The organism is Pseudomonas sp. R3-41 (genome assembly GCF_054161485.1).
In genome coordinates this window covers 942,764-965,074 of record NZ_CP096421.1, presented here as the reverse complement: position 1 = coordinate 965,074, position 22,311 = coordinate 942,764, and the positions used below count along the sequence as shown (strand labels likewise).

Below are 22,311 nucleotides of genomic sequence, written 5' to 3'. Positions count from 1 at the left end.
CACGATGAATAGCTGCGACACACCGCCGCAGGCCAATCCTCCACCCGCCCCCCATGCCTTATACTCGCCCCGCCTTTTCAATCCTGCCCACGCCGGAGTGTCCTGATGGATCCTGCTGTCTTCGAAGAGTGGATGATGACCGGCCTGGTCAGCATCCTGATCATTTTCATGGGTTTCATCGTCTGGGACCTGGCGAAGAAGTCCAAGGCCGGGCGTTTTGGCTCGTTCATCCTGTTTTTCGTGCTGGGCCTCGGCGTGGCGGCGTTCATCATCAAGAGCGTGGTGATCGGCCTGATCGAATCCGGCGCGTTATAAGCGCGCCGGGACTTCTTTCCACTGGCCCTGGTCGAGCCCTTCGAGTGTCCAGTCGCCAATCCTGACCCGCACCAGGCGCAGTGTCGGCAAGCCCACTGCGGCAGTCATCCGCCGCACTTGGCGATTGCGGCCTTCGCGGATCACCAATTCCAACCAACTCGTCGGCACGCTTTTACGAAAACGCACCGGCGGGTTGCGTGGCCACAATTGCGGTTCGTCCAATGGGCGCGCCTCGGCCGGTAACGTCATGCCGTCGTTCAACTCCACGCCATCACGCAAACGCTGCAACTGTTCAGCGCTCGGCTCACCCTCGACCTGCACCCAATAGGTCTTGGCCAATTTGTGCTTGGGGTCGGCAATACGCGCCTGCAACTGCCCATCGTTAGTCAGCAACAGCAAGCCTTCGCTGTCCCGGTCCAGGCGTCCGGCCGGGTAGATGCCCGGTATGTCGATAAAATCCTTGAGCGTCGCCCGCCCCTCACCGTCACTGAATTGCGTCAGCACATCGAAGGGTTTGTTGAACAGGATCAGCTTCGGCTCGGCCGGCGGAGCCTTGGCCACACGGCGCGGTGCGGCGATTGCAGGCTTCGTGCCAGGGCGACGGGAAGCAGGGCGTGGAGGACGGGGCATGGCAAATACAACATCTAACGGTCAGGGCCGACCATGCTAGTGGCCCGACCGTTAAATAACCACCATCCCCCTTCAACAGGACATCAGCGGAACGGCGGCTCGTCGAAGCTGCGCAGCTTGCGTGAGTGCAACGAGTTGAGTTCGGTGCGCAGCAGGTCCAACGCCGCGATGCCGATTTTCAGGTGCTGGTTGACCGCTCGCTCATAGAACGCGTTGGCCGAGCCCGGCAATTTGATCTCGCTGTGCAACGGTTTGTCCGAGACGCACAGCAACGTGCCATAGGGCACCCGCAGGCGATAACCCTGGGCGGCGATGGTGCCGCTTTCCATGTCCACCGCCACGGCGCGGGACAGGTTGATCAGCGGCCGTTCCTGGGCCCAGCGCAATTCCCAGTTGCGGTCGTCGTAGGTCAGCACGGTGCCGGTGCGCAGGCGTTTTTTCAGCTCGTCGCCCTTCTCGCCAGTGATGTTCGCCGCGGCCTGCTGAAGCGCCATCTGCACTTCGGCCAGGGCTGGAATCGGAATATTCGGCGGCACCACCCGGTCGAGGATCCCGTCGCGGCGCATGTAGGCGTGGGCCAGCACGTAGTCGCCGATGGTCTGGGACTGCCGCAGCCCGCCGCAATGGCCGATCATCAGCCAGCAATGCGGGCGCAGCACGGCCAGGTGATCGGTGATGTTCTTGGCGTTGGACGGGCCGACACCGATGTTCACCAGCGTCACGCCATGGCCGTCGCTGGCCTGCAAGTGATAGGCCGGCATCTGGTAGCGGTGCCAGACCACGCCGGCAGCGATGGCCGACGCTTCGCTGTGCTCCATGTTCTTGTCGATGATCACGTTACCCGGCAGGACCATGCGCACGAAACGCGGGTCGCTGCGCAGTTGCTCCAGGCCATGGACGATGAACTGGTCGACGTAGCGGTGGTAGTTGGTCAGCAGGATCCACGGCTGCACATGGCGCCAGTCGCTGCCGGTGTAATGCACCAGCCGGCGCAGGGAAAAATCCACCCGCGCGGCGTCGAACAGCGCCAGGGGCAGCGGGTCGGTGTTTTCCCAATCATAGAGGCCGTCGGCGATGCCATCGGTGGCGGCCGACAGGTCGGTGCTGGGGAATACCCGCGCCAGCACGGCGGCGGTCACGCCGGAGCCGGCCAGTTCGTCGCCTTGCTCCACCACGTACGGGTACGGAATGTTCTGCTCGCTGACCCCCACTTCCACGGTGACGGTAAAGTCGTGCATCAGCGGGACCAGCTGTTCCAGCAGATATTTACGGAACGCGGCGGGATGAGTGACGGTGACGCTGTAGGTGCCGGGCAACTGGACCTTGGCATAGGCACGCGTGGTTTGCGGGACTTCACCGTGGCAGTGATAGGTCAGGCGCAGGGCGGGATAACGAAACAATGCACGCTGCTCGGCATCCGGCTCGACGCGGTCCTTGAGATACCGCATCAGAGCCTGGTTCAGCGCGGTGGTCGCACGCTCGTGCAGGGCCGCCAGACGATCCACGGCTTGTTCGGCGGTTTGAACGACAATAAACGCTTCGGTCACGATCAGCTTCCTGTGTTCTGACTTGCAGGTCTTCATCTTGCCTGCATCGCCGCCCGACGGGAACAGTGGCGTACTTAGATGTTGCGTACGACTCAGGGCCACTGTGGGAGCGAGCCTGCTCGCGAAAGCGGTGTATCCGTCACTACAGATGCTGAATGGGCCGACGTCTTCGCGAGCAGGCTCGCTCCCACAAGGTTCGGTGGCGTACTCAGATGCTGTGTACGACTCAGGTCCACTGTGGGAGCGAGCCTGCTCGCGATTGCGGTGTATCAGTCACTACAGATGCTGAATGGGCCGACGCTTTCGCGAGCAAGCCCGCTCCCACAAGGTTCGGTGGTGTACTCCGATGCTGTGTAAGACCCAGGTCCCACTGTGGGAGCGGGCTTGCTCGCGAAAGCGGTGTATCAGTCACTACAGATGCTGGATGGGCCGACGCTTTCGCGAGCCCGCTCCCACAAGGTTTGGTGGCGTACTCCGATGCTGTGTACGACTCAGGTCCACTGTGGGAGCGAGCCTGCTCGCGATAGCGGTGTATCAGCCACTACAGATGCTGAATGGGCCGACGCCATCGCGAGCAGGCTCGCTCCCACAAGGTTTGGTGGCGTACTCCGATGCTGTGTACGACTCAGGTCCACTGTGGGAGCGAGCCTGCTCGCGATAGCGGTGTATCAGCCACTACAGATGCTGAATGGGCCGACGCTTTCGCGAGCAGGCTCGCTCCCACAGGGGCCTGTGCCGACCTGAGTCTTCTTAAAAGCCGTGCGGGGTCGAGCGGGCGACGATGGCCTCGACATTCAAGCCCCTCGGCAAGGCACCGTACACCCGGCCGGTCGAACCCAGGCGGCTGGCGATGAACGCATCGCTGACTTCGCTATTGCCCGCTTCGAGCAACAGCTTGGCTTGCAGGCCCACGGCGATGTCTTCGGTCAATTGTCGGGCGCGGTACTGGATGTCGTCGGTGTCCTTGAACGCGGCGTGCAATTGATCGATATGGCGGGCCAGGCGCTTGTCGCCGTGGCCGTCGCCCAACTCATTGAACAAGACCTCCAATACACCGGGTTCCTTGGACAGAGCCCGCAACACATCGAGGCACTGCACATTACCGGAACCCTCCCACGTCGAGTTGACCGGTGCCTCCCGGTACAGGCGCGGCAGGATACTGTCCTCGACGTAGCCGGCGCCGCCCATGCATTCGGCGGCTTCGTTGATCATCGCGGGGGCGCGCTTGCAGATCCAGTACTTGCCCACCGCCGTCACCAGCCGGGCGAACTTGGCCTCGTGCTCATCGTTCAAGTGGTCCAGCGCCCGGCCCATGCGCAGGCTCAGGGCCAGGGCGGACTCGCTTTCCAGCGCCAGGTCCGCCAGGACGTTTTGCATCAGCGGCTGTTCGCTCAACAGCTTGCCACCGACCTTGCGGTGCGCGCAGTGATGGCTGGCCTGGGTCAGCGCCTGGCGCATCAGCGCGCTGGAACCGACCATGCAATCGAAGCGGGTCATGGCGACCATCTCGATGATTGTCGGCACGCCTCGGCCCTCCTCACCGACCATCCAGGCCAGGGCGCCACGGAACTCGACTTCGCTGGAGGCGTTGGAACAGTTGCCCAGCTTGTTCTTCAAGCGCTGGATGTAGAACTGATTGCGCGTGTCGTCGGGGCGATGGCGCGGCAGCAGGAAACAGGTCAGGCCCTTGTCGGTCTGGGCCAAGGTGAGGAAGGCGTCGCACATGGGCGCCGAACAGAACCATTTGTGGCCCACCAGTTCATAGGCCTGGCCCGGGCCGCTGGCGCCCACCGGATAGGCCTTGGTGGTGTTGGCGCGCACATCGGTGCCGCCTTGTTTTTCGGTCATCGCCATGCCCAGGGTCACCCCGGCCTTGTGGGCCATGCCGACGTTGCGCGGGTCGTATTCGGTGGCCAGCACCTTCGGCATCCAACGCTCGGCCAGGTCCGGCTGCAAGCGCAGCGCCGGCACGCTGGCAAACGTCATGGTCAGCGGGCAACCGGTGCCGGCTTCGGCCTGGCTGTGCAGGTAGGTCATCGAGGCACGGGCGACATGCGCACCGGGCTGTGGCTGGGCCCAGGGCAAACTGGGCAGGCCATGTTCAATGGCGGTGCGCATCAACTGGTGATAAGCGGGATGGAATTCCACCAGGTCGATGCGATGGCCATAACGGTCATGGCTGGAGAACACCGGCTTGTTCTGGTTGGCGAGGAAGCCTGCTTCCATCAACGGCCCACCGGCCAGCGCCCCATACGCATCGATCCGCGCCTGCGCCCAGCCGGCACCAAAGCGCTGCGACCACTGTTGCAGCGGCAGGTCGATGCGGTACAGGTTGGCGCCATCCAGGGACGGCGGCTGATTGGTGACGTCGTGGGTTTCAGCGAACTGATGCAGGTTCATGACAGGGCTCCTCGATCGGCAGGGATTCAGTTAAGCACCGCCTCCAGGCCGAACAAAGTGTCATATACGCCTAAATATCGGCGCTTTCGCCCTGCCTTGGGCACAGTACCCGACGCTGGAGCGTCGCCTGCAATGCCTCGAATTTCACCGGTTTGCCCAGGTAATCGATCAACGCGCCCGACGGGCAGCACGCCTGGCCCAGGTTCGGGCTGACCACCAGCACCGGCAGCTCTTCACAGCCGGATAACGCGCGGATCTGGCAGCAAACCGACACACCGTCCAACGGCGGCAATTGGCAATCGAGCATTACCGCATCGAAGCGCTCGCCGTGCAGCAGCTCCAGCGCGGCGCGGCCGCTGTCGGCGGTGCGCACCCGATAACCCAGCTTGAGCAACATACCGCGCATGACCAACTGATCGATGTTGTTGTCATCCGCCAGCAACACCGTGCAATCCTGGGGCTGGCGCGAGCCCTGGCGGCTCCCGAAGGAAAACGGCGTCGGGACCGCCGCCGGCAGGGCGACGTCAAATTCCACGTCCAACTGGAAACGGCTGCCGCGACCGGGCTCGGACGTGTGGGTCAGGCGTCCGCCCAGCAGTTCAACCAGTTGCCGACAGATCGCCAGGCCCACGCCGAGACCGCCGTATTCCCGGGTCATCGAGCCGTCGAGCTGGAAGAAGCGCTGGTACAAGGTCGCTTCACCCAGGTCGGTAAATCCGATTCCGGTGTCGATGACGGCAAAGGACAACACCACCCGACCAAACTCCGTCGGCCGGCCGCTGACACGCAGGGCCAGGCCGCCCACCCGGGTGAACTTGATGGCATTGTCCAACAGGCATTCCAGGCTTTGAGCCAGTTTGCCGCTGTCGCCGAGCAAGCGGTCCGCCAGGCCCGGGGCTACGTCGACCTTGAAATCCAGGCCCTTGGCCGCGGCATTGGCGCCGAACTGCACCTGCAGCGCATCGACCACCCCGCGCAGGCTGAACGGCGCCGGATAGACCCTGAGCTTGCCGGCCTGCAACTCGGTGAGGGTGAGCATGCCGTTGACCATGCGCATCATGTCCCGCGCCGAACCGGCGGCGGTCTGTTGATACTGGGTCAGTTCCTCGTCCATCTCGACGGTTTCCATCAACTCCAGGGAGCCGATCACGCCATTCATCGGCGTGCGCAGCTCGTGGGTCAAGGTGGCGAGGAATTCATCCTTGAGCTTGTTGCCGTGGGCCAGTTGCTGGTTGAGCACTTCGAGCTTCTGCCCGGCGTCCAACAGGGTCTGGGCCTGCTGTTCGCGCATGGCATTGATGCGGTCGGCCAAGGCCAGGGACAACAGCGCCACTTCGATGGCCGAGCCGATCTGGCTGGCGTACATGGTCAGGAAGACGTTCGGCAGGTAACCCAGCACCATCAAGGTATTGATGATGCCTCCCAGCAGAAACGCCGACCAGGCAATGATGAAATAACGCGCCACCCGCAGGCCACGCCACCAGGCGAACAGCCCGGCGGCGAAGATCGCCACCGTGAACACCAGCGCCAACGCCGTGGCCAGGCGCAGCGCCAGGGCATAGCTGGTCATCAGCGACAGGCCGACCACCACGGCGCTGTAGGCGATCAATGCGAGCAGCAAGCGATCCATCCAGCGGCCATGCTGGGCGGTTTGCAGGAAGCTGCGGGCGAACTGGCTGCCGAACAGCCCCGCGCAACCGATGAAGAACGGTGTCGCGGCGTTGGCCCACCAGGGGTTGTCCGGCCAGAAGTATTCGACGGCGGCGCCGTTGACCGACAACTGGTACAGGCCGAACGAGGCGATATAGAAGATGTAATAGAGGTAGCTGGTATCGCGCACGCTCAGGTAGATGAACAGGTTGTACACCAGCATCCCCAGCAGCACGCCATAGATGATGCCCAGCACATACAGGCGCACCGGCTGTTGCTCGAGGTACGCGGTGCTCGACCACAGCGTCAACGGCGCCTGGATCGAACCCTGGCTTTGCAGGCGCAGGTAGACGGTCTGCCGCTGCTCGGGCTTGAACGCCAGGCTGAACAAGTAATTGTTCTGGCGGATTTCGCGATTGGCGAATGGCAACGCGTCACCGGTCTGGCGAACCAGGCGATAGGCTCCCGCCGCGTCGGGCAGGTACAAATCGAGGTGGTCCAGCGGCGGGTACGCCAGCTCCAGCAGCCAGGTGCGCTGGGCGTCCGGATTGGCGGGGCGATAGTGCAGGTCGATTTTCAGCCAGAAGGCTGACCGGGAGTAACCGGCGTTCAGCGTGGTTTTATCGTGGGGTTTGAAAGCACCCGCCGCGGATTGGGCCAGGACCTCGTCAATAGTGGCCGTGCCGGCCGCGTCTTCGAACACTTGCAGGGCATGGCCCAAGGGCAGGCTTTGGGTGAATTCATCGAATTCGAGGGCACTTGCCAGCGAGGGCAAGCACAGCAGCAACATCAGCAAATAGCGCATTTAAGCCCCAGCGTGGCCTGTCCGGTTGAGTCAGGAAGCCCCCCATTCCCTGAGTAGACGTAAAACCGGCATTACCTGTTATGTGTTGGATCCATCTCTAGCATAGCCGTTGATGGCCAATTTGCACCATTGAAATTTTTCCGACAGAGGGCTCTAGAACGGGCGTTTCAGAGCAAAGCATTGAGATAGAGCTGTTGCATTGGTCAGGTCGATAACTGACGGATCAATGTGGCGAGGGAGCTTGCTCCCGCTGGGCTGCGAAGCGGCCCCGGTTTTTGGGAGCGCTGCGCACTGGAGCGCCAGCCCGGTCCAGCGGGAGCAAGCTCCCTCGCCACAAAAGCACACACAGCACAAAACCCTCGGAGTCCTACCACCGATAAAACAGGTTTGGTGGTAAGCTCGCGCACCATGAATATCTACAGCTCTCGCCCCGTTGTCCTCTGTCTCTCCGGCCATGATCCCAGTGGTGGCGCCGGCTTGCAGGCAGATATCGAAGCCCTGCTCGCCCAGGGTTGTCACGCCGCCCCGGCCGTTACCGCATTGACCGTGCAAGACACCGTCAACGTCAGCGATTTCCGTGTGCTCGACCGTGAGTGGGTGCTGGCGCAAGCCAATGCCGTGCTCAACGATGCCCAAGTGGCAGCAGTCAAGCTGGGAATGCTCGGCTCACTGGAAATGGTCGACACGGTGGTCGAACTGCTCCAGGCGCACCCGCACCTGCCGATGGTCTGCGACCCGGTGCTGCGCGCCGGCGGTGGTGGGCGCCTGGGCAAGGATGAGGTCGGCTACGCCATGCGCGAACGCCTGTTGCCCCTGGCGATCATCGCCACCCCCAACCTGCCTGAAGCACGCATCCTCGCCGAACTGCCCGACGGCAGCGCCGACGAGTGCGCGGAAAAACTGCTGCCCTTCGTCAAACACCTGTTGATCACCGGTGGCCACGGCGACGAACATGAAGTCCATAATCGCCTGTACAGCCGCGATGGCCGCCGCGAAACCTTTACCTGCCAGCGCTTGCCTGGCAGCTACCACGGTTCCGGCTGCACCCTGGCCAGCGCCCTCGCCGGTCGGCTGGCCCAGGGCGAACAGCTCGCCAGCGCCGTCAAGACAGCGCTGGACTACACCTGGCGCACCTTGCGCGATGCCGAACAACTGGGCAAAGGCCAGTTCGTCCCGCGTCGCCTGCCGCTGGATTTCTGCTCGTAACACCGGAGGCCTGTGGAATGAAATTACGTGGCCTTTACGCCATCACCGATAGCCAATTGCTGGCCGGCAAGTTCCTTGCTTATGTAGAAGCGGCGCTGGAAGGTGGCGTGACCCTGCTGCAATACCGCGACAAAAGCAGCGACGAGGCCCGCCGCCTGCGGGAAGCCGAAGCCCTGCGCAACCTGTGCGAACGCTACAAGACCCAGTTGATCATCAACGACGACGCCGAGCTGGCCGCACGCCTGGGCGTCGGCGTGCACCTGGGGCAGACCGACGGCCCGTTGGCGCCGGTACGGGCATTGCTCGGGCACAAGGCAATCGTCGGCGCCACCTGCCACGCCAGCCTGGCACTGGCCGATCAGGCCGCCAGCGAAGGCGCCACCTATGTCGCGTTCGGGCGCTTCTTCAACTCCAACACCAAGCCCGGCGCCCCCAGCGCAAACCTTGAACTGCTCGAACAGGCGCACCTCAAACTGCATATCCCGGTCTGCGCCATTGGCGGCATCACCTTGGAGAACGCCGCCCCGCTGGTGGCCCACGGGGTCGACCTGCTGGCGGTGGTCCACGGCCTGTTCGGCGCCGACAGCACCACTGAAGTGACGCGCCGTGCCCGCGCCTTCAACGCGCTGCTGCAGATCAAATAGTCCATTTTTCGTTTTCGAGAGCCCAACCATGTCCCGTTCCGAAACCCTGTTTGCCAATGCCCAGAAACACATCCCCGGCGGCGTGAACTCGCCTGTTCGTGCGTTCAAGAGCGTCGGCGGCACCCCGCTGTTCTTCAAGCACGCCGAAGGCGCGTACGTCACCGACGAAGACGACAAGCGCTATGTCGACTACGTCGGCTCCTGGGGCCCGATGATCCTCGGCCACAGCCACCCGGACGTGCTGGATGCGGTGCGCAAGCAATTGGTCCACGGCCTGTCCTACGGCGCCCCGACCGCGATGGAAACCGAGATGGCCGACCTGGTCTGCTCGATCGTGCCGTCGATGGAAATGGTGCGCATGGTCAGCTCCGGCACCGAGGCGACCATGAGCGCGATCCGCCTGGCGCGGGGCTACACCGGTCGCGACAGCATCATCAAGTTCGAAGGCTGCTACCACGGCCACTCCGACAGCTTGCTGGTCAAGGCCGGCTCCGGCGCACTGACCCAAGGCGTGCCGAGTTCGGCCGGCGTACCCGCAGCCTTCGCCAAGCACACCCTGACCCTGCCGTTCAACGACCTCGAAGAAGTCGAGAAGATGCTCGGCGAAGTCGGCCAGGAAGTGGCGTGCATCATCGTCGAGCCGGTGGCCGGCAACATGAACTGCGTACCACCGGCGCCGGGTTTCCTCGAAGGCCTGCGCAGCCTGTGCGACCAGCATGGCGTGGTGTTGATCTTCGACGAAGTGATGACTGGCTTTCGCGTGGCCCTCGGCGGCGCCCAGGCCCATTACGGCGTCACGCCGGACCTGAGCACCTTTGGCAAGATCATCGGCGGCGGCATGCCGGTGGGCTGCTTCGGCGGCAAACGCAAGATCATGGAGTGCATCGCCCCGCTGGGCCCGGTTTACCAGGCGGGTACGCTGTCGGGCAACCCGTTGGCCATGGCCGCCGGCCTGACCACGCTACGCCTGATCAGCCGCCCGGGCTTCCACGCCGAACTGACCGACTACACCACCCGCCTGCTCGACGGCTTGCAGATCCGCGCCGATGCGGCCGGCATCCCCTTCGTGACCACCCAGGCCGGCGGCATGTTCGGCCTGTATTTCAGCGGCGCCGATGACATCGTCACCTTCGAAGACGTCATGGCCAGCGATGCCGATCGGTTCAAGCGTTTCTTCCACCTGATGCTCGACGGCGGCGTGTACCTGGCCCCGAGTGCGTTCGAAGCCGGCTTCACCTCCATCGCCCATGGCGAGACCGAGCTGAAGATTACCCTCGACGCGGCCGAACGGGCCTTCGCGGCACTGAAGTAAGCCTGTGGATAACTGACGCTGGCTGACGCCGGCGTCAGTGATTGCTGACAACCCCCCGCCCTTTTCCTACGTATTTATGCCCGAAGCTGCTATTAGCATTCCCTCGCAGCAGAAAAACGAGTAAAGACTTTGTAAGGATGGCCCCGCTTATTTCATAATGCGCGCTTATTGGATCCCCCGGAGGGTCCGCGCGCCCCTCAGAGGTAAGTCGATTCCCATGAACCGCACCGGCCGCACCCTTGCCTTGGGCTGCCTGTTGCTCCTTCAGCCGCTGCTGGCGAATGCACAGGCAGGCGGCAACTCGTTGTTGATCCCGGCGCTGGGCCGTTGCACGCTCAACACCCAGCCACAAGATCTCGCACCGGCACTCGACGCCTGTCAAAAAGCGGCGGACGCAGGTGATGCACAAGCGCAATACGAGTTGGGCGAGTTCTACTACGAAGGCAAGGCTGCACCCCGCGACCTCAAGCAAGCCCTCAACTACTTCGAAAAAGCCTCGCTGCAAGGCCATGCCCAGGCGCAATTCAAGCTCGGCGGCATGTTCTTCCATGGCGAAGGCGTGCCGGCCAACAACGTCCAGGCCTACATCGTGCTGAAGATGGCCGCGGTCAACGGCGCCGAAGAAGCCCTGGACACCGCCGACGAAGTCGCCGAGCAGATGCCTCGCGATGAATTGGAAGTGGCGACCCAGGTGCTGGGCCAGATCTTTCGCAAATACCTGATGGAATTGCAGAACGCCGATGGGCGTACGCCTTTTTCGCCGTTGCCCTGAATCCACCACAGGCCTGTGGCTGGGAGCTTTTGTGGCGAGGGAGCTTGCTCCCGCTCGGTTGCGCAGCGACCGCAAGATCTTGGGGCCGCTGCGCCCGAGGCGTCGGACCGGCCCAGCGGGAGCAAGCTCCCTCGCCACAAAGGACTGCGCTCAACCTATCGACAGGCTTACTTCTCAGGCATCGGCATCGGAAACGGCATCACATTGCCGACCGCGCCGCGGGCTTCGCTGATTTTCGGGGTGCCCAAGCGTTCGACTTCGTCGATGCGCACGATCGAGTGCATCGGCACGAAGCTGCGCACCACGCCTTCGAACTGCGCCTTGAGCTTTTCTTCGCTCGGATCGACGACCACTTGCGTGCGCTCGCCAAAGACGAATTCTTCCACTTCCAGGAAACCCCACAGATCACTTTGATAGATCTGCTTGGCGTACATTTCGAACACCTGGCCCTGGTTGAGGAAAATCACCTTGTAGATTGGAGCTTCACGTTTGGTCATGGCTGGCGAAACACATCGGCGGGTAAAAATGAGGGCGCGAACTATAGCATAGCCACTGCTCGCACAGCGGTGGGAACCCAGGGACTTGTTCTCTATAATGCGCGGTTCTTTGAATCACGTGATGATCCCGTCCATGGCCAAGAAGCTTTACATCGAAACCCACGGTTGCCAGATGAACGAGTACGACAGCTCGCGCATGGTCGATCTGCTGGGTGAACACCAGGCCCTGGAAGTCACCGCCCGCGCTGAAGACGCGGACGTGATCCTGCTCAACACCTGCTCGATCCGCGAACGCGCCCAGGACCGGGTGTACTCCCAGCTCGGCCGCTGGCGCGAACTGAAGCTGGCCAACCCGGAGATGGTCATCGCCGTGGGCGGTTGCGTGGCCAGCCAGGAAGGCGCCGCCATTCGTGATCGCGCGCCCTACGTGGACGTGGTCTTCGGCCCGCAGACCTTGCACCGCCTGCCGGAGATGATCGACGCCGCGCGCAGCACCAAGCTGCCGCAAGTGGACGTCTCGTTCCCGGAAATCGAAAAATTCGACCACCTGCCCGAACCGCGCATCGACGGCCCAAGTGCCTACGTGTCGGTGATGGAAGGTTGCAGCAAGTACTGCACGTTCTGCGTGGTCCCTTACACCCGCGGCGAAGAAGTCAGCCGACCGTTCGACGACGTGATCGCCGAAATCATCCACCTGGCGGAACACGGCGTACGCGAAGTGACCCTGCTGGGGCAGAACGTCAACGGCTATCGCGGCCTGACCCATGACGGGCGCCTGGCGGACCTCGCCGAACTGATCCGCGTCGTGGCGGCAGTGGATGGCATCGACCGCATCCGCTACACCACGTCTCATCCGCTGGAGTTCTCCGACAGCCTGATCCAGGCCCACGCCGAAGTCCCCGAACTGGTCAAGCACCTGCACCTGCCGGTGCAATCGGGCTCCGACCGGATCCTTGCGGCCATGAAACGCAACCACACGGCGCTGGAATACAAATCCAAGCTGCGCAAGTTGCGTGCGGCAGTGCCGGGGATCTGTATCAGTTCGGACTTTATCGTCGGTTTCCCAGGCGAAACCGAGAAAGACTTCCAGCAGACCATGAAGCTGATCGAAGACGTGGGCTTCGACTTCTCCTATTCCTTCGTCTATAGCCAGCGTCCTGGCACCCCGGCGGCCGACTTGGCGGACGAAACCCCGGAAGAACTGAAAAAAGAACGGCTCAACGCCTTGCAACACCGCCTCAACCAGCAGGGCTTCGAGATCAGCCGACAGATGGTCGGTTCCGTCCAGCGGATTCTGGTGACCGATTATTCGAAAAAAGACCCGGGCGAGCTGCAAGGACGCACCGAAAACAACCGCATCGTCAACTTCCGCTGCGACACCCCGGCCCTGATCGGCCAGTTCGCCGACGTGCACATCGACGCCGCGCAACCGCACTCGCTGCGGGGTTCGCTCATTCAGTGAGCACTTATTCCCCTGTGGGAGCGGGCTTGCTCGCGAAAGCGGTAGATCAGACAACACATGCGCTGAATGTAAGACCGCCTTCGCGAGCAAGCCCGCTCCCACAAAAGACCGCGCCGGTCGCCGGAACCAGATTCGCCTGTTTAAGAGCTTTCGCACCCAGCCTACTGGCGTTATCCTTGATTTCACCTTAATTGCCCCTGGGCGGCTAAAAACGACCTTGAACGCACCCATCGAACCACATCGCTTTATTCTCGAGCCCTTTGAGGCTCGCCGCTTCGCCAATCTGTGCGGGCAATTCGACGAGCATCTGCGCTTGATCGAACAGCGCCTGGCCATCGAGATCCGCAACCGCGGAAACCAGTTCGAACTGATCGGCGAACCCAAGCACACCACCTCCGCGGAAAACCTGCTGCGCCGTCTCTACCGGGAAACCAAGGGGAGCGAGCTGTCGCCGGACACGGTCCACCTGTTCCTCCAGGAGTCGGCTGTCGAAGAACTCGACAACCCCGCCCCGTCGGAACCTGCCGTGGCCCTGCGCACGAAAAAAGGCATGATTCGCCCGCGCGGCTTGAATCAGCAGCGCTACGTGAAGGAAATCCTCGGCAACGACATCAACTTCGGCATCGGCCCGGCCGGTACCGGCAAGACCTACCTGGCCGTGGCCTGCGCCGTCGATGCGCTGGAACGCGAACAGGTGCGGCGTATCCTGCTGGTGCGACCGGCGGTCGAAGCGGGTGAAAAACTCGGCTTCCTGCCCGGCGACCTGGCCCAGAAGATCGACCCGTACCTGCGCCCGCTCTATGACGCGCTGTATGAAATGCTCGGCTTCGAATACGTCGCCAAGCTGATCGAGCGCCAGGTCATCGAGGTCGCGCCGCTGGCCTACATGCGTGGTCGGACCCTGAACAACAGCTTCATCATCCTCGACGAAAGCCAGAACACCACGGTCGAGCAGATGAAAATGTTCCTGACCCGGATCGGCTTCGGCTCCACCGCAGTCATCACCGGGGACATCACCCAGGTCGACTTGCCCAAGGGCACCAAGTCCGGGCTGAACCATGTGATCCAGGTCCTCAAGGACGTGCCGGGCATCAGCTTCACGCATTTCATGCCCAAGGACGTCGTGCGCCACCCGTTGGTGCAGCGCATTGTCGAAGCCTACGAGCGTTTCGAGCATCGCGCCGAGGAAGAGTTGGCCGAAAGCAAAGGCAATGGCCGCAATGCTTGAACTCGACCTGCAAGTGGCCTGTGAACACGCCGCCCCCAGCGAAGCCCAGTTCCGCCAATGGTGCGAACTGGCCCTGCGCCAGCGCAGCGCCGATTCCGAGCTGACGATCCGCCTGGTGGACGAAGCCGAGGGCCGTGAACTGAACCACACCTGGCGACAAAAAGACTACGCCACCAACGTGCTGTCGTTCCCCGCCGATGTTCCCGACGAACTGCTCGACATCCCGCTGCTGGGCGATCTGGTGATCTGCGTCCCGGTGGTGGAACGTGAAGCGGCGGAACAAGACAAGACATCCGAGGCCCATTGGGCCCATCTGGTGATTCACGGCTGCTTGCATCTATTGGGTTACGACCATATAGAAGATGACGAAGCCGAAGAAATGGAAGCGCTGGAACGAACGTTGCTTGCAGAGCTGGGTCATCCCGACCCCTACGCCGGCGACGAACACTGATACATCAACCTGTAACGACAAAGGATTCAGAGTAATCGCTATGAGCGAAGATCGATCGACCAACGGGCAGAAGTCATGGCTGGGCAAGCTCACCCAGGCTTTTGCCCATGAGCCGAAAAACCGCCAGGAGCTGCTGGAGCTGCTGCGCGATGCACACCAGAACAAACTGCTGGACAGCGAAGCGCTGGCCATCGTCGAAGGCGCCATCCAGGTCGCTGACCTGCAAGTGCGGGACATCATGGTCCCGCGCTCGCAGATGGTCAGCATCAAGGCGACCCAGACCCCGCGTGAATTCCTGCCCGCCGTGGTCGACTCCGCTCACTCGCGCTACCCAGTCGTCGGCGAGAGCCATGACGATGTCATGGGCGTGCTGCTGGCCAAGGACCTGCTGCCGCTGATCCTCCAGGAGAACGGCGACAGCTTCAACATCAAGGACCTGCTGCGCCCGGCCACCTTCGTGCCCGAGTCCAAGCGCCTGAACGTGCTGCTGCGTGAATTCCGCGCCAACCACAACCACATGGCCATCGTCATCGACGAGTACGGCGGCGTGGCTGGCCTGGTCACCATCGAAGACGTGCTCGAGCAGATCGTCGGCGACATCGAGGACGAGCACGACGTCGAGGAAGACAGCTACATCAAGCCACTGCCCAGCGGCGACTTCCTGATCAAGGCCCTGACGCCAATCGAGAACTTCAATGAATTCTTCGACAGCCAGTTCTCCGACGATGAGTTCGACACCGTCGGCGGCCTGGTGATGAGTGCTTTCGGGCACCTGCCCAAGCGCAACGAAACCACGGAAATCGGCTCCTGGCGCTTCCGTATCCTGAATGCCGACAGCCGTCGGATTCACTTGCTGCGCCTGTCACCCATTGGCCGATAACCCCTGCGAGACCCGCTAAGGACACACATGCGCTGGACAACCCGCCCCGGCTGGCCCGGTAACTTGCTGGCCGTGGCGGCCGGTGCGATCACCACCCTGGCCTTGGCGCCGTTCGATATCTGGCCGCTGGCATTGCTGGCGGTCGGTTTGTTCTACGCCGGGCTGCGCGAGCTTTCGCCGCGCCAGGCCTTGGGCCGTGGCTGGTGTTTCGGTTTCGGTTTGTTTGGCGCCGGCACCAGTTGGATCTACGTCAGCATCCACAACTTCGGTGGCGCCTCGGTGCTGCTCGCCGGGTTCTTGATGCTGCTGTTCATCGCCGCCATCGCCTGGTTCTTCGCCCTGCCCGCCTGGTTGTGGGCGCGCTGGTTGCGCCGCAACGAGGCGCCACTGGCCGATGCCCTGGCATTCGCCGCGCTGTGGCTGGGCCAGGAAGCGTTTCGTGGCTGGTTTCTCACCGGGTTCCCGTGGCTGTATTCCGGCTATAGCCAGCTCGACGGCCCCCTGGCCGGCCTCGCGCCATTGGGCGGGATGTGGCTGATCTCCTTCACCCTCGCCCTGACCGCCGCGCTGCTGTACAACGCGCCCCGATTGCTCCGCGGCGCCCGCAAAGGCTTTATTGCCGCGGGCGTGTTGCTGCTGATCGGCCCATGGGTGGCCGGCATGGCGCTCAAGGGCCACGCCTGGACCAGCCCCTCGGGCAACCCGCTGAGTGTCGCGGCGATCCAGGGCAACATCGAACAAAGCATGAAGTGGGACCCCGACCAGCTCAACGCGCAGCTGGCGCTGTACCGCGACATGAGCTTCGCCTCCAAGCGCGTCGACCTGCTGATCTGGCCGGAAACCGCGGTGCCGGTGCTCAAGGAATCCGCCCAGGGCTACCTGGACATGATGGGCAACTTCGCCGCCGAACGGCAGTCGGCGCTGATTACCGGCGTGCCGATCCGGCAACTGGTGCGCCACGAAAAGCGTTACTACAACGGCATCACCGTAACCGGCGAAGGTGACGGTACTTATTTGAAGCAAAAGCTCGTGCCGTTCGGCGAATACGTGCCCCTGCAGGACATCCTGCGGGGCCTGATCGCCTTCTTCGACCTGCCCATGTCGGACTTCGCCCGGGGCCCGGCCGACCAGCCGTTGCTGCAAGCCAAGGGTTACCAGATCGCGCCGTTCATCTGCTATGAAGTGGTCTACCCGGAGTTCGCCGCCAGCCTGTCGGCGCGCAGCGACCTGCTGCTGACCATCAGCAACGACACCTGGTTCGGCACCTCGATCGGCCCGTTGCAACACCTGCAAATGGCCCAGATGCGCGCCCTGGAGGCCGGCCGCTGGATGATCCGCGCCACCAACAACGGCGTGACCGGCCTGATCAACCCCTTTGGCCAGATCACCGCACAGATCCCGCAATTCGAGCGCGGCATCCTGTATGGCGAAGTAGTGCCGATGCACGGCTTGACCCCGTACCTGCAATGGCGCTCGTGGCCGCTGATCGTTTTGTGCGTGTTGTTGCTGGGCTGGGCGCTGATGGCGAGCCGGATGGCCAGGACGGTTTAACTCGTTCCCCCCATGTAAATGAAAAACCCTGTGGCGAGGGAGCTTGCTCCCGCTGGCCTGCGCAGCAGGCCTTTTTTTTGGGGCCGCTTCGCGACCCAGCGGGAGCAAGCTCCCTCGCCACAATAGCGTTCATTTCAATTATTCAGCGATAAAACAACCAATACCCCACCAGCCCCACCGCCTCGTTCATCAATTGCCCCGACTGCCAGATCGACTTGAACTCCGGCATCCAGCCACCCAGTGGCCGGGCGTTGTCCTGGCCCAGGAAACCCACAGGTGCCGGCACCACTTCAAATCCCGAGCGTTCGAAACTCCAGGCCGCCCGCGGCATGTGCCAGGCCTGGGTGACCACCACCACTCGCTTGATGCCGGCGGGCAGCAGGATTTCGGCGCTCATCTGGGCGTTTTCCCAGGTCGTGCGGCTGCGCTCTTCCTGCCAGCGCACGGACACGCCGAAATCATCGCGCATCGAGTCAGCCATCAGCCTGGCCTCGCTGGGCGGGGTGCCGTAGTGCAAGCCCCCGGTTGTCAGCACGGGCAAGCCCGAAGCCTTGGCCAGCCGCGCCGCATAACGCTGACGCTCAAGCCCCACACCGGTGGGCTGGTCGGCTCCCCAGGCCGGGTCACCGCGCTCGCGACCGGAGCCCAGCACCACGATGGCGTCGGCACGCTGGGCCAGGGTCGCCCAGTCACTGCGCAGCAGCGGTGGATCACGCTCCAAGGCCTTGGCGCTCCACTGCACCGCCACCGGCAGGCTCATCAGCCAGAAGCCGCCCAAGCCCGCGACGAAACACAGGCGGGCCAGGCGCGGTCGTGAATGGCGCCACCACCAGGCAAGCGCCAACAGCAGCAAAAGAATGCCGGGGGGCAATAAAAGTTGTTTGATGAAATAGCGAAACGGCATCGGGCATCTCCATAGATGCCCGAAGCCTAGGTGGGTTGACGCAAAGCGACAACAGATTCGAAAAAACCTTGAATCAAAAAAAGCGACACGCGTGAATCCGGCGTTACTTGAACTGCAGTGACCGGACCTTTACAGCATCCTTGTCAGGCGTCCGGTCCTTGAGCCACACGACTTTGGCCGAACGGGGCGCATCGAGACGCTTGTTTGCCTGGGCCCCCATCGCAGGGGCCTGGTGCCCGACCTGCTCAAGGTAGGCCTTGACCAGTTCGAACTCTGCGGGGCTCAAGCCACGCAGTTCCAGCTCTGCCGGGCGCTCATCACGCAAGCGACCGGCGGTTCTTGCAGCGTCCAGGGCCACCCCGAGACGATCGATCAATTTTTCATACAACTCAGGTGTAGCGACTTTTCGTTGTGATTCAACCATCCCTCACCTCATTGAAGATAAGACTCACTCCCCATTGAGAAGCTTAGCTTCGCTGGGCAAACCGGCAGGGCGCCGCGACCAACGGCCCTGAACACGGGTCATCGCCTGGGGTCGTCGATGGTCGACACGCAATCTAAGGTTTCCCTCGGTAGAGCGCGGTCATGTATGCTACGGCGCTTCCTGTAACTCCACTTCCAGCTTGGCTGGGCATCGAAAACGCCGCATTCGGCGTCGTCTGCGTCCAGCATGGCCACGAAGAGGATTGGGCCACCCCATTCAGTACAAAAGTAGCCATGCACGAACACTACCAGCCCCGTGAAATCGAAGCCGCCGCCCAGTCGTTCTGGGACGAGCAAAAGTCCTTTGAAGTCAGTGAACAGCCAGGCAAGGAGACTTACTACTGCCTGTCGATGTTCCCTTACCCCAGCGGCAAGCTACACATGGGGCACGTGCGCAACTACACCATCGGCGACGTGATCTCCCGCTACCAGCGCATGCAAGGCAAGAACGTCCTGCAACCCATGGGTTGGGACGCCTTCGGCATGCCGGCGGAAAACGCCGCGATGAAGAACAACGTGGCGCCCGCCAAGTGGACCTACGAAAACATCGCCTACATGAAATCCCAGCTGCGCAGCCTGGGCCTGGCGGTGGACTGGTCCCGCGAAGTGACCACCTGCAAGCCCGACTACTACCGCTGGGAACAATGGCTGTTCACCCGCCTGTTCGAAAAAGGCGTGATCTACCGCAAGAACGGCACCGTGAACTGGGACCCGGTGGACCAGACCGTACTGGCCAACGAGCAAGTGATCGACGGGCGCGGCTGGCGCTCCGGCGCGCTGATCGAAAAGCGCGAGATCCCGATGTACTACTTCAAGATCACCGCCTATGCGGATGAACTCCTGGAGAGCCTCGACGAGCTGACCGGCTGGCCCGAGCAGGTCAAGACCATGCAGCGCAACTGGATCGGCAAGTCCCGGGGCATGGAAGTACAGTTCCCGTACGACGTCGCCTCCATCGGCGAAGCCGGCATCCTGAAAGTCTTCACCACCCGCCCCGACACGCTGATGGGCGCCACCTATGTGGCCGTGGCCGCCGAGCATCCGCTGGCGACCCTGGCCGCCCGCAACAACCCTGAGCTGCAGGCGTTCATCGCCGAATGCAAAGGCGGCAGCGTCGCCGAAGCCGACGTCGCCACCCAGGAGAAGAAAGGCCTGCCGACGTCGCTGTTCGTCGAGCACCCGCTCACCGGTGAGAAGCTGCCGGTGTGGGTCGCCAACTACGTGCTGATGCACTACGGCGACGGCGCGGTCATGGCCGTGCCGGCCCACGACGAGCGTGATTTCGAATTCGCCCACAAGTACAACCTGCCGGTCAAGGCGGTGGTGCGCACCAGCGCCGGCGACCAGACCCCGGCACCTTGGCAGGACGCCTACGGCGAACACGGCGAGCTGATCAACTCCGGCGAGTTCAACGGCCTGGATTTCGCCGGTGCGTTCGACGCCATCGAAGTCGCCCTGATCAAGAAGAACCTCGGTGCCTCGCGCACCCAGTTCCGCCTGCGTGACTGGGGCATCAGCCGCCAGCGCTACTGGGGCTGCCCGATCCCGATCGTGCATTGCGACACCTGCGGTGACGTACCGGTGCCGGAAGACCAGTTGCCTGTGGTCCTGCCGGAAGACGTCGTACCCGACGGCGCCGGCTCGCCCCTGGCACGCATGCCTGAGTTCTATGAGTGCAGCTGCCCGAAATGCGGCGCGCCAGCCAAGCGCGAAACCGACACCATGGACACCTTCGTCGAGTCCTCCTGGTACTACGCCCGCTACGCCTCGCCGCACTATGAAGGTGGCTTGGTGGAAAAATCCGCGGCTGACCATTGGCTGCCAGTGGACCAGTACATCGGCGGCATCGAACACGCCATTCTCCACCTGCTCTATGCGCGCTTCTTCCACAAGCTGATGCGCGACGAAGGCCTGGTGAGCTCCAACGAGCCGTTCAAGAACCTGCTGACCCAAGGCATGGTGATCGCCGAGACTTACTATCGTCGCGAAGCCAACGGTGCCTACACCTGGTTCAACCCGAGCGACGTCGAACTCGAACGCGACAGCAAGGCCAAGGTCATCAGCGCCAAGCTGATCGCCGACGGCCTGCCGGTGGAAATCGGCGGCACCGAGAAGATGGCCAAGTCGAAGAACAACGGCGTCGACCCACAGTCGATGATCGACCAGTTCGGCGCGGACACCTGCCGCCTGTTCATGATGTTCGCCTCGCCACCTGACATGAGCGCCGAATGGTCCGACTCCGGCGTCGAAGGCTCGCACCGCTTCCTCAAGCGCGTCTGGCGCCTGGCCCAAGCCCATGTCACCCAGGGCCTGCCGGGCAAACTGGACGTCGCCGGCCTGAACGACGAGCAGAAAGCCGTTCGCCGCTCGATCCACCTGGCCATCAAGCAGGCCAGCCATGACGTCGGCCAGAACCACAAGTTCAACACCGCCATCGCCCAGGTGATGACGCTGATGAACGTGCTGGAAAAAGCCGCCCAAGGCACCGAGCAGGATCGCGCATTGATTCACGAAGGCCTGGAAGCCGTGACGCTGCTGCTGGCGCCGATCACGCCGCACATCAGCCACGAGCTGTGGAATCAACTGGGTCACGCCGACCCGGTGATCGATGCACGCTGGCCGCTGGTGGACGAAACCGCGCTGGTGCAGGACAGCCTGACCCTGGTCATCCAGGTCAACGGCAAGTTGCGCGGCCAGATCGAAATGCCGGCCGCCGCCACTCGCGAAGAAGTCGAAGCCGCTGCACGGGCCAACGAAAACGTGCTGCGCTTCGTCGATGGCCTGACGATTCGCAAAGTGATCGTCGTGCCCGGCAAGCTGGTCAACATCGTCGCAAGCTAATTGGATCGGGCGCCAGGCTTGAGCCTGGCGCCGAATACAACCTGCGGGGTCGCCTGGTCGACCCCCATAGGGTTCAAGGGGAGCAACAAGATGATCAAACGTAATCTGCTGGTAGTGGGCCTGGCGGTCCTGTTGAGCGCCTGCGGCTTCCAACTGCGCGGCACCGGCACCACCGAGCTGGCGATCAACGAACTGGACCTCAGCGCACGGGACGCCTATGGCGAAACCGTCAAGATGCTGCGCGACAACCTGGAAAACAGCGGCGTGAAAGTCTACGGCGGAGCGCCGTACAAGCTGGTATTGACCCGTGAACAGCAAAGCCAGCGCAGCCTGAGCTATGCCGGCGCCGGTCGTTCGGCCGAATACGAACTGAACAACGTGCTGAGCTATGAAATCCGCGGCCAGAACGATCTGGTGCTGCTGGACGACAAGCTGGAGGTACAGAAGGTCTACCTGCACGACGGCAACAACATCACCGGTTCCGACCAGGAGTCGAGCGAAGTGCGCGACGAAATGCGTCGTGACCTCGTGCAACGCATGATGCTGCGTCTGCAACAGCTGAGCCCGGCCCAACTGGACCAACTGCAACAGACCGCCGACGCCAAGGCCAAGGCCGAAGCCGAAGCGCTGGAAGCGGCACGCAAGGCTGAAGCGGAAACCCCGCAGCAGTCGCCAATGCAGATCCCGGCTGAATAAGCCTTGCGGGGCGCTCCGGCGCCCCGCTCGCCTTCTC

Annotated in this window: 19 protein-coding genes; 12 read left to right on the top strand and 7 right to left on the bottom strand. The window is 62.8% G+C overall.

What is annotated here, in order from left to right; all coding sequences use genetic code 11:
- Nucleotides 1–105 precede the first annotated feature (105 nt).
- On the top strand, nt 106–315 hold the full coding sequence (locus M1D99_RS04310; RefSeq protein ID WP_003228500.1) for a DUF2788 domain-containing protein: 210 nt from the start codon (nt 106–108) through the stop codon (nt 313–315).
- Here the strand turns inward: M1D99_RS04310 and M1D99_RS04305 are convergent.
- From M1D99_RS04305 to M1D99_RS04290, 4 genes are all read right to left on the bottom strand, one after another.
- The gene (locus tag M1D99_RS04305; RefSeq protein ID WP_207967024.1) at nt 310–876 is read right to left on the bottom strand and encodes a pseudouridine synthase; all 567 of its coding nucleotides are present in this window, start codon (nt 874–876) and stop codon (nt 310–312) included. The genes M1D99_RS04310 and M1D99_RS04305 overlap by 6 nt on opposite strands.
- Before the next feature lie 152 nt (nt 877–1,028).
- Nucleotides 1,029–2,528 (bottom strand): AMP nucleosidase, encoded by a 1,500-nt coding sequence (amn, locus tag M1D99_RS04300; protein ID WP_186706611.1) that lies wholly within the window; start codon nt 2,526–2,528, stop codon nt 1,029–1,031.
- A gap of 714 nt (nt 2,529–3,242) precedes the next feature.
- On the bottom strand, nt 3,243–4,892 hold the full coding sequence (locus M1D99_RS04295; protein ID WP_458131425.1) for an acyl-CoA dehydrogenase family protein: 1,650 nt from the start codon (nt 4,890–4,892) through the stop codon (nt 3,243–3,245).
- Nucleotides 4,893–4,962: 70 nt separating this feature from the next.
- Nucleotides 4,963–7,347, bottom strand: a complete 2,385-nt coding sequence (locus M1D99_RS04290; protein ID WP_458131424.1) for a 7TM diverse intracellular signaling domain-containing protein — start codon at nt 7,345–7,347, stop codon at nt 4,963–4,965.
- 408 nt (nt 7,348–7,755) lie between these two features.
- Between M1D99_RS04290 and M1D99_RS04285 the strand changes: the two genes are divergently transcribed.
- From M1D99_RS04285 to M1D99_RS04270, 4 genes are all read left to right on the top strand, one after another.
- Nucleotides 7,756–8,553, top strand: a complete 798-nt coding sequence (locus M1D99_RS04285) for a hydroxymethylpyrimidine/phosphomethylpyrimidine kinase (RefSeq protein ID WP_186706553.1) — start codon at nt 7,756–7,758, stop codon at nt 8,551–8,553.
- Between the two features lie 17 nt (nt 8,554–8,570).
- Nucleotides 8,571–9,197 carry a thiamine phosphate synthase gene (gene thiE, locus M1D99_RS04280; RefSeq protein WP_458131423.1) on the top strand — a complete coding sequence of 209 codons (627 nt, stop codon included), beginning with the start codon at nt 8,571–8,573 and terminating at the stop codon, nt 9,195–9,197.
- A gap of 28 nt (nt 9,198–9,225) precedes the next feature.
- A complete protein-coding gene (hemL, locus tag M1D99_RS04275; protein WP_186706555.1) occupies nt 9,226–10,509 on the top strand; it encodes a glutamate-1-semialdehyde 2,1-aminomutase in 1,284 nt (427 codons plus the stop codon).
- Between the two features lie 217 nt (nt 10,510–10,726).
- The gene (locus tag M1D99_RS04270) at nt 10,727–11,281 is read left to right on the top strand and encodes a tetratricopeptide repeat protein (RefSeq protein WP_053188388.1); all 555 of its coding nucleotides are present in this window, start codon (nt 10,727–10,729) and stop codon (nt 11,279–11,281) included.
- 167 nt (nt 11,282–11,448) lie between these two features.
- Here the strand turns inward: M1D99_RS04270 and M1D99_RS04265 are convergent, their stop codons facing one another.
- Entirely contained in the window at nt 11,449–11,778 is a 330-nt protein-coding gene (locus M1D99_RS04265) for a DUF1820 family protein (RefSeq protein WP_003185742.1), read from the bottom strand.
- 133 nt (nt 11,779–11,911) lie between these two features.
- Between M1D99_RS04265 and miaB the strand changes: the two genes are divergently transcribed.
- The 5 genes from miaB (at nt 11,912) to lnt (ending at nt 17,350) form a co-directional block, all read left to right on the top strand.
- Nucleotides 11,912–13,240, top strand: coding sequence for a tRNA (N6-isopentenyl adenosine(37)-C2)-methylthiotransferase MiaB (gene miaB / locus M1D99_RS04260; protein WP_434574160.1), 1,329 nt, complete (start codon nt 11,912–11,914; stop codon nt 13,238–13,240).
- Nucleotides 13,241–13,457: 217 nt separating this feature from the next.
- Nucleotides 13,458–14,468: a PhoH family protein gene (locus M1D99_RS04255; RefSeq protein ID WP_434574158.1), complete on the top strand. Its 1,011-nt coding sequence runs from the start codon at nt 13,458–13,460 to the stop codon at nt 14,466–14,468.
- Nucleotides 14,461–14,919 carry an rRNA maturation RNase YbeY gene (gene ybeY, locus M1D99_RS04250; RefSeq protein ID WP_186730301.1) on the top strand — a complete coding sequence of 153 codons (459 nt, stop codon included), beginning with the start codon at nt 14,461–14,463 and terminating at the stop codon, nt 14,917–14,919. Before M1D99_RS04255 ends, ybeY begins: the two co-directional genes overlap by 8 nt.
- A gap of 40 nt (nt 14,920–14,959) precedes the next feature.
- Nucleotides 14,960–15,799, top strand: a complete 840-nt coding sequence (locus tag M1D99_RS04245; RefSeq protein ID WP_186706560.1) for an HlyC/CorC family transporter — start codon at nt 14,960–14,962, stop codon at nt 15,797–15,799.
- 27 nt (nt 15,800–15,826) lie between these two features.
- Nucleotides 15,827–17,350, top strand: a complete 1,524-nt coding sequence (lnt, locus tag M1D99_RS04240; protein WP_434574156.1) for an apolipoprotein N-acyltransferase — start codon at nt 15,827–15,829, stop codon at nt 17,348–17,350.
- Between the two features lie 142 nt (nt 17,351–17,492).
- Here the strand turns inward: lnt and M1D99_RS04235 are convergent, their stop codons facing one another.
- Both M1D99_RS04235 and M1D99_RS04230 read right to left on the bottom strand, forming a co-directional pair.
- A complete protein-coding gene (locus tag M1D99_RS04235) occupies nt 17,493–18,254 on the bottom strand; it encodes a YdcF family protein (protein ID WP_458131422.1) in 762 nt (253 codons plus the stop codon).
- A gap of 103 nt (nt 18,255–18,357) precedes the next feature.
- Nucleotides 18,358–18,678: a hypothetical protein gene (locus M1D99_RS04230; protein WP_434574152.1), complete on the bottom strand. Its 321-nt coding sequence runs from the start codon at nt 18,676–18,678 to the stop codon at nt 18,358–18,360.
- 293 nt (nt 18,679–18,971) lie between these two features.
- Between M1D99_RS04230 and leuS the strand changes: the two genes are divergently transcribed.
- Together leuS and M1D99_RS04220 are read left to right on the top strand one after the other, a co-directional pair.
- On the top strand, nt 18,972–21,578 hold the full coding sequence (gene leuS, locus M1D99_RS04225) for a leucine--tRNA ligase (protein ID WP_186730299.1): 2,607 nt from the start codon (nt 18,972–18,974) through the stop codon (nt 21,576–21,578).
- Between the two features lie 90 nt (nt 21,579–21,668).
- Nucleotides 21,669–22,274 carry an LPS-assembly lipoprotein LptE gene (locus M1D99_RS04220; protein WP_186706564.1) on the top strand — a complete coding sequence of 202 codons (606 nt, stop codon included), beginning with the start codon at nt 21,669–21,671 and terminating at the stop codon, nt 22,272–22,274.
- The last annotated feature ends 37 nt before the right edge of the window (nt 22,275–22,311 follow it).